The sequence below is a fragment of the Arthrobacter sp. 10T413_2 genome (assembly GCF_056394205.1).
Genome location: NZ_JBFTHK010000239.1, coordinates 1 through 5,295 on the forward strand (window position 1 = coordinate 1; position 5,295 = coordinate 5,295).

6 protein-coding genes are annotated in these 5,295 nt (G+C 68.0%); all 6 read left to right on the top strand.

Features of this window, described 5'->3' with window-relative positions; all coding sequences use genetic code 11:
- The coding region (locus AC1DBQ_RS21440; RefSeq protein WP_476930435.1) for a transketolase-like TK C-terminal-containing protein at window positions 1-940 on the top strand (940 nt) is incomplete at its 5' end.
- Window positions 941-1,162: 222 nt separating this feature from the next.
- Entirely contained in the window at window positions 1,163-2,407 is a 1,245-nt protein-coding gene (locus tag AC1DBQ_RS21445; protein WP_476930436.1) for a PucR family transcriptional regulator, read from the top strand.
- Window positions 2,408-2,494: 87 nt separating this feature from the next.
- Window positions 2,495-3,424: an ACP S-malonyltransferase gene (locus AC1DBQ_RS21450; RefSeq protein WP_476930437.1), complete on the top strand. Its 930-nt coding sequence runs from the start codon at window positions 2,495-2,497 to the stop codon at window positions 3,422-3,424.
- On the top strand, window positions 3,421-4,482 hold the full coding sequence (locus tag AC1DBQ_RS21455; RefSeq protein ID WP_476930438.1) for a beta-ketoacyl-ACP synthase III: 1,062 nt from the start codon (window positions 3,421-3,423) through the stop codon (window positions 4,480-4,482). The genes AC1DBQ_RS21450 and AC1DBQ_RS21455 overlap by 4 nt, the downstream gene beginning before the upstream one ends.
- A gap of 197 nt (window positions 4,483-4,679) precedes the next feature.
- Window positions 4,680-4,925 carry an acyl carrier protein gene (locus AC1DBQ_RS21460; RefSeq protein ID WP_476930439.1) on the top strand — a complete coding sequence of 82 codons (246 nt, stop codon included), beginning with the start codon at window positions 4,680-4,682 and terminating at the stop codon, window positions 4,923-4,925.
- A gap of 178 nt (window positions 4,926-5,103) precedes the next feature.
- The coding region (locus AC1DBQ_RS21465) for a beta-ketoacyl synthase N-terminal-like domain-containing protein (RefSeq protein ID WP_476930440.1) at window positions 5,104-5,295 on the top strand (192 nt) is incomplete at its 3' end.

Below are 5,295 nucleotides of genomic sequence, written 5' to 3' on the forward strand. Positions count from 1 at the left end.
CTCGTACGCCACGCACGGCGAGCCGCTCGTGCCGATCTACGTGTTCTACTCGATGTTCGGTTTCCAGCGCACCGGCGACTCCTTCTGGGCCGCCGCGGACCAGATGACCCKCGGGTTCATCATCGGCGCCACCGCCGGCCGCACCACCCTCACCGGTGAAGGCCTGCAGCACGCCGACGGCCACTCCCCGATCCTTGCCGCCACCAACCCGGCCGTCGTCACCTACGACCCCGCGTACGGCTACGAGATCGGCGTGATCATGCGCGACGGCCTGGAGCGGATGTACGGACCCGACTMCGAAGACCGGAACCTGATGTACTACATCACGGTCTACAACGAGCCGATCGCCCAGCCGGCGGCGCCGGCCGAGCTCGACGTCGAAGGCATCACCAAGGGCATCTACCTGCTGGCACCGGCCAAGATCGACGGCCCGCGCACGCAGATCCTGGCCTCCGGYGTGTCCGTCCCCTGGGCCCTCGAAGCCCAGCGGATCCTCGCCGAGGACTGGGGCGTCTCGGCCGATGTGTGGTCCGTGACGTCCTGGAGCGAACTGCRCCGCGACGCCATGGCCGCCGAGGAAGAGGCCTTCCTCAACCCCGGCCAGCCCGCCCGCGTCCCGTTCGTGACCCAGCAGCTCGCCGGTGCCACCGGTCCGATCGTGGCGGTCACCGACTACATGAAGGCCGTGCCGGACCAGATCCGGCAGTTCCTCCCGAACGAGTTCGCCTCGCTCGGCGCGGACGGCTTCGGCTTCTCCGACACCCGGGCCGCTGCACGCCGCTTCTTCAAGAACGACATCCACTCGGTAGTGGTCCGTTCCCTGCAGATGCTGGCCCGCCGCGGTGAAGTCGATGCCCAGGCACCGGCCCAGGCCATCGAGAAGTACCGGCTGCTCAACGTGAACGCCGGCACCACCGGCAACGCGGGCGGCGACTCCTAACCGGACGCCCCGCCTGGCCGCGAGGCCAGGCACAGCGCCCGACGGCGGTTCCTCACCAATTGGTGGGGGCCGCCGTCGGGCGTTTAACCGGTGTCGTCCTCCCGTCCCTCCGGGGACATGGCCTCACCGTCATCCCGGCGCGGGCCGGTGTGATGCAGGACAACGGCAGTTGTAGCCTTCTCACAAATGGAGCTTGGGCGGCGCGCCCCGTATGCTCGATGCATGGCAGAGCCGATCACCACTCCCGAAAAACGCAAGCCGGCCTCGCGGGCGATGACTCCGKAGAAGGTTGAGACCCTCAAGAAGCTTCGGGCGAGCGTGGGCCAGCTGTCGACGACGACACTGCGCCAGCTGGAAAAGTCCCTGCCGTGGTACAGCCGGCTGAACTCGGACGAACGCTCCGCCCTGGGCATGGTGGCCCAGAACGGCATCGCGGCGTTCGTGACGTGGTACGAGCGGCCGAGTTCGCCGTCGTGGATCCTGTCCGACGTCTTCGGCACCGCCCCCACCGAACTAACCCGCTCCATCAGCCTCCAAAAGGCGCTCCAGCTCATCCGGATCGTCGTGGAAGTCGTGGAGGACCAGGTCCCGGTCATCGCCCCGGAAACGGACCAGGGCGCGCTGCGCGAGGCCGTGCTGCGGTACTCGAGGGAGGTCGCCTTCGCCGCCGCCGACGTCTACGCCCGCGCCGCGGAATCCCGCGGATCCTGGGATACCCGGCTGGAGGCCCTGATTGTCGATGCCATCCTGCGCGGCGAAAACACGGACGCGCTGCGGTCCCGGATCGCGGCCCTGGGCTGGAAGGCGCAGGAACGGTTCACCGTCATGGTGGGGAATTCGCCGTCGGAGCCGAGCGCCAGCTACGTCAGCGAACTGCGCCGCACCGCGGGGCGCTTCGCCGAGGACGCGCTCGTGGGGATCCAGGGCGACCGCCTCATCCTCATCCTGGGCGGACTCCAGGACCGGGAGACCGCGTACCTGAAGCTCAGCGAACTCTTTGCCCCCGGCCCGGTGGTGTACGGCCCCGAGGCGGGCTCCCTCCTCGAGGCCAGCGGTTCGGCCCAGTCAGCCTTCGCCGGCMTCACCGCGGCCCGGGCGTGGCCCTCCGCGCCGCGTCCGGTGGCGGCCGACGACCTGCTCCCCGAGCGCGTGATCTCCGGCGACGACGCCGCCCGCCGCTCGCTGGTCAAAAACATCTACCGCCCCTTGCTGGCCGCCTCCAACGGGCTTGTGGAGACCCTGGGCACGTACCTCGAGCTCGGCCATTCCCTGGAGGCCACGGCCCGCGAACTCTTCGTCCATGCCAACACGGTGCGTTACCGGCTCAAGCGCGTGTGTGACGTCACGGGCTGGGATCCGCTCCTGCCGAGGGAGGCGTTCGTGCTCCAGACCGCCCTCGTGGTGGGCCGGCTTTCAACCCCGCCGAAGGCCCCCGCAGAGCGGCAGCCTCCCCGCAACGGGTCCTGAACCGTTGTAGAATTCCTACAAACTGACCCAGTGAGCTTGGTGCATGAAAACACGAATGTTCACGCGGTAATTTGGAAAGCTGGTTACGTGCTTGCAATCGTCTGCCCTGGACAGGGCTCCCAGACCCCTGGTTTTCTGGCCCCCTGGCTGGAACTACCACCCGTCGCAGGCCTCCTGGCCTCCCTCAGCGAAATAGCAGGCATCGACCTCACCGCCCACGGCACCACCTCCGATGAGGAAACCATCAAGGACACTGCCGTCGCGCAGCCCCTGATCGTCGCCGCAGGCCTGGTGGCGGCAAAGTCACTGTTCGACGTCGAACTCAGCACGYTTCCGGTCATCCTGGCCGGCCACTCCGTCGGCGAAATCACCGCGGCCTCGCTGGCCGGTGTCCTGACGGAAACCGAAGCCATGACGTTTGTCCGCGAGCGGGCCAACAGCATGGCTGCCGCCGCTGCCGCCACCCCGACCGGCATGAGCGCCGTCGTGGGCGGCGACCCGGCMGACGTCCTGGCGGCCATTGAGGCCTCCGGCGCCACCGCGGCCAACGTCAACGGCGCAGGCCAGACCGTGGCCGCCGGCACGCTGGAGCAGCTCAAGGCCCTGGCCGAGAACCCGCCGGCCAAGGCCCGGGTCATTCCGCTGAAGGTTGCGGGCGCGTTCCACACCTCGCACATGGCCCCGGCCGGCGCCGCCCTGCAGGCGCTGCGCCCGTCGCTGCACCCGCGGAACCCGCAGGTACCGCTGCTGTCCAACTTCGACGGCGCGGAAGTCACCKACKGCGGCGCCGCCGTCGACAGCCTGATTGCCCAGGTCTCCCGTCCGGTCCGCTGGGACCTCTGCATGGAGACGATGGTGCAGCGCGGCGTGACCGGCCTGATTGAACTGGCTCCCGCCGGAACACTCGCCGGCCTCGCCAAGCGCGGCATGCCCGGCGTCAAGACCGTCACCGTCAAGACCCCGGACGATCTTTCCGCGGCCCTGGCCCTATTTGCAGAACTGGAGGKAGGGGCATGAGCGTTCCCACTCTGAAGCAGGCGCCCGTGCAGGAAAACACCCGCATCATGGGTATCGGCGCCTACCGGCCCAGCGTCATCGTGACCAACGAGGACGTGTGCCAGTGGATCGATTCCTCGGATGAATGGATCCGCCAGCGCACCGGCATCATCACCCGGCACCGCGCGCCCGCCGATGTCAGCGTGATCGACATGGCCGAAGGCGCCGCCCGTGAGGCCCTGCAGAAAGCCGGCATCGAGGCTTCCCAGCTCGGCGCCGTGATCGTCTCCACGGTCACCCACCCCTACGCGACCCCGTCCGCGGCCGCGAGCMTGGCCGACCGCCTCGGCGCGACGCCGGCACCGGCCTTCGACATCTCCGCGGCCTGCGCCGGCTATTGCTACGGCATCGCCCAGGGCGACGCCCTGGTGCGCTCCGGAGCAGCTACCTACGTCCTGGTGGTCGGTGCCGAGAAGCTTTCCGACGTCATCGACAACACGGAACGGACCATCTCCTTCCTGCTCGGCGACGGCGCCGGCGCCGTCGTGATCGGCCCGTCCGACACGCCGGGCATCGGCCCCTMGGTCTGGGGTTCGGACGGCAGCAAGTGGGACGCCATCGGCATGACCCATTCCATGCTGGATATCCGCGAGCTCGCCCTGACCGGCAAGCGTGGCGCCGCTGTCAGCGCCGAGGAAKCCGCCGTAACGGACGCGTCCCTGTGGCCCACCCTGCGCCAGGACGGCCAGACCGTCTTCCGCTGGGCCGTGTGGGAGATGGCCAAGGTGGCCCAGCAGGCCCTGGACGCTGCCGGCGTCACGGCCGAGGACCTCGCCGCTTTCATCCCGCACCAGGCCAACATGCGGATCATCGACGAGATGGCCAAGAAACTGAAGCTGCCGGAGACCGTCAAGATCGCCCGCGACATCGCCGACGCCGGCAACACTTCCGCGGCGTCCATCCCCCTTGCCACCCACCGCCTGCTTGAGGAAAACCCCGAGCTCAGCGGCGGGCTGGCGCTGCAGATCGGCTTCGGAGCCGGACTGGTCTTCGGCGCCCAGGTGATCGTGCTTMCCTAGGTAGCCACCGCCTTCCCGAACTAAATACGTTTCACCTGTTTCACCATGGCAGAGCATGGGGTTCACTATTTGCCCCCACGCTCCGCCCAGCACGCATTTYCCGCACCAAGCCGAATCCCTCGGTTTGAATCATTTCCGCCCCCGACGGCCGGCCTTTCACCGGCAGCCAAGGGCAACAACTAGAAAAGGAGCCATCAATGGCTAACAACGAAGAGATCCTGGCCGGCCTGGCTGAAATCGTCAACGAAGAGACCGGCCYGGCCCCGGAGGCTGTCGAACTGGACAAGTCCTTCACCGAAGACCTGGACATCGACTCCATCTCCATGATGACCATCGTGGTCAACGCCGAAGAGAAGTTCGGCGTCCGCATCCCCGACGAAGAGGTCAAGAACCTCAAGACCGTCGGCGACGCCGTGAGCTTCATCGCCAACGCCCAGGCCTAAGTCTGGCTTTCCGCCGGCAACGGCGGACCCGGTGGCCGGTCCGGGCGCTCCAGCAGCGCCCGGACCGGACCGCCAGCACCACCATCAAGTGCACGACCCCAGAGATTTCACCACGCAGGCCCCGGCCATCCCATTCACGGTTCCKGACACGGCAGGCGCACCGACAGAGAGTGATCCCATGGCACGCAAAGTAGTCATTACCGGGCTGGGTGCCACCACACCCATCGGCGGCGATGTCCCCACGATGTGGAAGAACGCGCTCAAGGGCGTCTCCGGCGCGCACACGCTTGAGGACRACTGGGTGGCCAAGTACGAACTGCCCGTTCACTTCGCCGCACGCGCCTCCACCCCGGCCCTCGAGGTCCTGAGC